This is a genomic window from Streptococcus suis, assembly GCF_029616525.1.
GTDB classification, from domain to species: Bacteria; Bacillota; Bacilli; order Lactobacillales; family Streptococcaceae; genus Streptococcus; species Streptococcus suis_AF.
In genome coordinates, this window is sequence record NZ_JANFME010000040.1 from 1 (window position 1) to 4,792 (window position 4,792).

Consider the following 4,792-nt stretch of genomic DNA (forward strand, 5'->3'; position numbering starts at 1 on the left):
CTTTAAAAAACGGATTTTGATTGCTTTGAACATAAAGAAAGAGAGAACGAAGTTCGTCATCTCTAGGTGTTAGCTTTTCATCTACCCACTACAGTTGACAAAGAGCCCCTTCTTCTTATTCAACAGTAACAGACTTAGCCAAGTTACGTGGTTTATCAACATCCAAACCGCGTTGCAATGTCGCATAGTATGCAATCAACTGTGTCGGAACCACCATAGCAATCGCTGACAAGAATGGATGAACAGTTGTAACAGTGATGTCATCTTCTTCCTTAGCTACTGCTTCATCTACAATTGTCAAGACATTGGCACCACGCGCCACTACTTCCTGAATATTGCCTCGAGTATGGCTTGCAAGGTGTGGATGGTTTGAAATCAAGGCCAAGACAGGAACACCGTCTTCAATCAATGAAATGGTACCGTGTTTCAATTCACCTGCCGCAAAGCCTTCACATTGGATGTATGAAATTTCTTTCAATTTCAAGCTGGCTTCCATAGAAACGTAGTAGTCACTACCACGACCGATATAGAATGCGTTGCGAGTGGTTGATAAGAGTTTTTCAACTTTTTCAGCAATCACATCCTTTTCTGACAAGCTGGCCTCGATAGATTGGGCAACGATGGACAATTCATGCACTAAGTCAAATTCTTTCGCGTAGGCATTGCCATTGGCATCACCGACAGCCTTAGCCAAGATTGCCAAAGTCGCAATCTGTGCAGTGTAGGCTTTTGTAGAAGCTACCGCAATTTCTGGTCCTGCATGGAGCAACATGGTGTAAGTTGCCTCACGTGATAGGGTAGAACCAGGAACGTTGGTTACAGTCAAACTTGGAATGCCCATTTCATTAGCTTTAACCAATACCTGACGGCTATCAGCAGTTTCACCTGACTGGCTAATCATGACAAAGAGTGGCTTTTTGCTCAAAAGTGGCATATTATAGCCCCACTCAGAAGAGATACCCAATTCTACTGGTGTATCTGTCAATTTTTCCAAGAAGTCTTTTGAGGCAAATCCTGCGTGATAGGAAGTTCCAGCAGCCAAGATATAGATACGGTCAGCTTCTTGTACTGCCTTAATAATATCCGCGTCAACTGTTACCTGACCAGCTTCATTTGTATAGGCGCTAATCAATTTACGCATAACAGTTGGCTGCTCATCAATTTCCTTGAGCATGTAGTATGGATAAGTTCCCTTACCAATATCTGACAAATCAAGCTCAGCTGTATAACTACCACGTTCAATCGCATTGCCATCATAGTCCATGACTTCAACACTATCTTTTTTCACGATAACCAATTCCTTATCGTGAATTTCCATGTATTCACTTGTCTCACGAATCATAGCCATGGCATCTGAGCAGACCATGTTATAGCCATCACCAAGACCAATCAAAAGTGGAGATTTATTTTTGGCAACATAGATTGTATCTGCATCCGTAGCATCAATCAAGGCAAAGGCATATGAACCTTGAATAATCTTCAATGCTTTTTTGAAGGCTTCTAGAGTTGACAAACCTTCTTCTGCAAATTGACCAATCAAGTGTACAGCAATTTCTGTATCTGTCTGCCCTTTCAAGTCATGACCTGCAAGATACTCTTCCTTGATTTCTGCGTAGTTTTCAATCACACCGTTGTGAACTAGGATATGTCCAGCAGTTTGAGAAGTGTGAGGGTGAGCATTGTTCTCAGTTGGCTTACCATGAGTCGCCCAACGAGTATGACCGATCCCTGTTGTCCCTTCAGTCTTATCGCCAACTTTTGCAGACAATTCTGCAATGCGACCAACAGCTTTCACAAGATGAGCTTGCTCACCACCCGTCACAAAAATACCTGCTGAATCATAACCACGGTATTCTAATTTTTCAAGTCCTTGAATCAAAATATCAGTTGCGTTTGTATTTCCTACAACACCAACGATTCCACACATACATATCACCTACGATGTTTGTTAACATCGGCTTTCATTTCTTTAAAAATTGGTCTAGTCTAATTTATATCTAAAAAGACCAGTAAAATCAGTATATAACAAGTTTTTATCCTTGTCAACATTTTAATTGGTCTAGTCTGATTTCAAAATACAGTTCCAGTCATCTCAACACAATAAAAAAAGCTGATTCTACTGAACCAGCCCTGTCTTAATAAAACCAAATTCTGAAAGTGGACTAATCCGAAAAGTCAGTCTACCAACAATAGCCTCACTAGAAATCAAACCAAAACTACGACTATCCTGTTGATTCGTTCGTACATCATTCAACACCAAATAGTGCCCCTCTGGAATGACATTGTACTTTCCATTTGTCAAGGTTTCCAATGTAAAGTCATCTGTATAACTTTCTTGTGAATGAGGCGTTTTTAAATAGTTCTCTGTAACAATAATATCATTACGATAGAGAACATCGTCCATATAGGTAACCGTCTCGTTTTCCAATGCAATCACACGACTCACATACTCTTTTCCCTCATGGTTATACAAAATAAAATCTCCATGAATCGGGCGGACATTTCGCACCGTCATGATAAAGTCATTTTCCTTCAAATAACTATTTGCCATCTCAGGGGTAATCGTGACTGGCTCAAGTAACCAAAATCGTAGGCCAATGATTCCCAAAATCAATAAGACTAATAAACTGATTTGTTTTATTAAATCTCTTTTTACCATAATCTCTCCATTTCACTAGTATTATACCACAATTTAGAGCCATTAGTGTCTGAGATGCTGGTAAATCTCTTCAGCAATAACTTGATTTCCTAGCGGTGTCAAATGAAGACCATCGCTATAGTATTCAAGATGTCCCTCCGTCACAGTGTAAAGGTTAATAACTGGTAAACCAAGTTCGTTTCCGATAGCTGGGATAATTTTTTGTAATTCATCTTCAATAATTTGATTATTCAATCCAAAACGACTGGTTGGCACGTAAGGCGGGATGACTAAATAAACATCCGGCTGGCTTGGTAAATCCATATACTGCTCTGCCATTTCCCTATACTCTCGAATAAACCTCTCCCTATTCCAATATGGTCCTCGGCTATCGTTACTACCAATCATGATGATGACAATATCTGCTTCACTCTCAAGTGAAAGTTGGGCATTCTTCTCTTTAAAGTAAGGAAAATCTGCAGTTGACTGAAGTGAACGCCCACTCAATCCGTAATTTGAAACTTGATAGTGATGCCCAAGTTTCTCAGCTAGAATACAAGGATAGGCATCTTTTTCCCGATTCTCCAAGCCATATCCATAAGTCAAACTATCTCCGACTGTTGCAACTTTTACGGCCCCACTTCCAACGGTTAGGACCTCAGGATACATTATATCTGACACACGAACTCCTTAATTTTTCTTATTTTCTATTGTATCATGTTGAAAAAAATAAATAAACTTCTGAATTTGTGATATAATTAACTTATGAAAAAACAAGTTATTATTATAGGTGGAGGAATTGTTGGCTCTACTGCAGCCTTTTATCTCTCCCAAGAAGAACAAGTCAATCTTACTCTCATTGATTCAGGTGTCGGAACAGCCACACGAGCTGCCGCAGGTATCATCTGCCCATGGATGGCTCAGAAAAAAAATAAAGACTGGTATAAGCTGACTTCCGATGGTGCTGTTTTCTACCGTCAATTGGTAGCCGATTTGGAAAAATCGGGTGCTACTGAAATTCCATTCAAACAGACTGGAACCATCGGCCTAAAAAGTAAGCCTGAACTACTTGATAAAATCCAAAAAATTGCCGGGGAACGTCGCGTAGATACTCCGACTATTGGCGAAATTACTCCGCTTATAGGCTCGGAAATTAACCAGTACCTGCCACTACTTAAGCCAGACTACTTTGGTATCCATTTAGAAGGTGGCGGTCGTATTGATGGTGGGCGTTTGATTGATATTCTTCAGGAACAATTTTTGAAAAATGGTGGTACACGTATCTACGGACAAGCAAAACTGCTCGACAACCATACTGTCGAAGTAGATAATCAGGTGCTTACTGCTGACCATATTATCTTAGCCACAGGGGCCTGGTTGCCACATATTCTTGAACCTCTTGGTTATCAAGTGGATGTTCGACCACAAAAAGGACAATTGTTCGAATTAGATACAGAATTCGATACCGACAATTGGCCAGTTTGTATGCCCTACGGAGAGATTGACATCCTACCATTTGAAAATGGAAAAATCATTATTGGTGCAACTCATGAAGATGATATGGGCTACGATTTAGAACTAGACCCTGAAAAAATCCAAGCCATGCATGATAAAATAGCTGAATTCATGCCTGATTTGGCAAACTATCCTGTAGCCAGAACTCGCATTGGAACGCGCGCCTATACTTCAACTTATTCACCATTCTACGGAAATATTGAGGATATGCCTAATGTCTGGGTAGCTAGTGGTCTAGGCTCCACCGGTCTGACAAATGGCCCAATTATCGGTTGGCAAATTGCTAAAGAAATTCTCAACCAAGAAACAAACTTTGACCGTACACCATATTCTCCAAATAGATATATTCTCAAAAAATAAGATACGATAAGTTTAGATTCTACTGACTCTTTAAATGTAGATACTAAGACTGGTTGTTATCTAAGCAATAAATACAATAAGCAACGGGGGAACCTCGTTGTTTCAGACTGAAGACAAAGTCGTTAGAATTGTAATTCTAACGGCTTTTCATATGTAAAATAGTATAATAGATATAGGAATACTAGCTAATAAGCAGAGGGAGAATCGCTATGTTACACAAAGAAAATCCAGACTACAATCGCGGTCAATTTGGTTTCTACAGTTTAGATGACCTTGTTC

At 39.8% G+C, this 4,792-nt stretch carries 4 protein-coding genes; 1 reads left to right on the plus strand and 3 read right to left on the minus strand.

What is annotated here, in order from left to right:
• Positions 1–115: 115 nt before the first annotated feature.
• The 3 genes from glmS to NOL38_RS10295 form a co-directional block, all read right to left on the minus strand.
• Positions 116–1,927 (minus strand): glutamine--fructose-6-phosphate transaminase (isomerizing), encoded by a 1,812-nt coding sequence (gene glmS / locus NOL38_RS10285; RefSeq protein WP_024387275.1) that lies wholly within the window; start codon positions 1,925–1,927, stop codon positions 116–118.
• Positions 1,928–2,116: 189 nt separating this feature from the next.
• Entirely contained in the window at positions 2,117–2,659 is a 543-nt protein-coding gene (gene lepB, locus NOL38_RS10290; protein ID WP_014736040.1) for a signal peptidase I, read from the minus strand.
• A 42-nt stretch (positions 2,660–2,701) separates the two neighbouring features.
• The gene (locus tag NOL38_RS10295; protein WP_002935518.1) at positions 2,702–3,319 is read right to left on the minus strand and encodes a GDSL-type esterase/lipase family protein; all 618 of its coding nucleotides are present in this window, start codon (positions 3,317–3,319) and stop codon (positions 2,702–2,704) included.
• Between the two features lie 84 nt (positions 3,320–3,403).
• Between NOL38_RS10295 and NOL38_RS10300 the strand changes: the two genes are divergently transcribed.
• A complete protein-coding gene (locus tag NOL38_RS10300; RefSeq protein WP_024410444.1) occupies positions 3,404–4,513 on the plus strand; it encodes an NAD(P)/FAD-dependent oxidoreductase in 1,110 nt (369 codons plus the stop codon).
• Positions 4,514–4,792: the final 279 nt, after the last annotated feature.

Bases quoted from the DNA above. Each gene is read 5' to 3' on its own strand.
- NOL38_RS10300 (WP_024410444.1), top strand. From the start codon at position 3,404: ATGAAAAAACAAGTTATTATTATAGGTGGAGGAATTGTTGGCTCTACT.
- glmS (WP_024387275.1), bottom strand. From the start codon at position 1,927: ATGTGTGGAATCGTTGGTGTTGTAGGAAATACAAACGCAACTGATATT.
- lepB (WP_014736040.1), bottom strand. From the start codon at position 2,659: ATGGTAAAAAGAGATTTAATAAAACAAATCAGTTTATTAGTCTTATTG.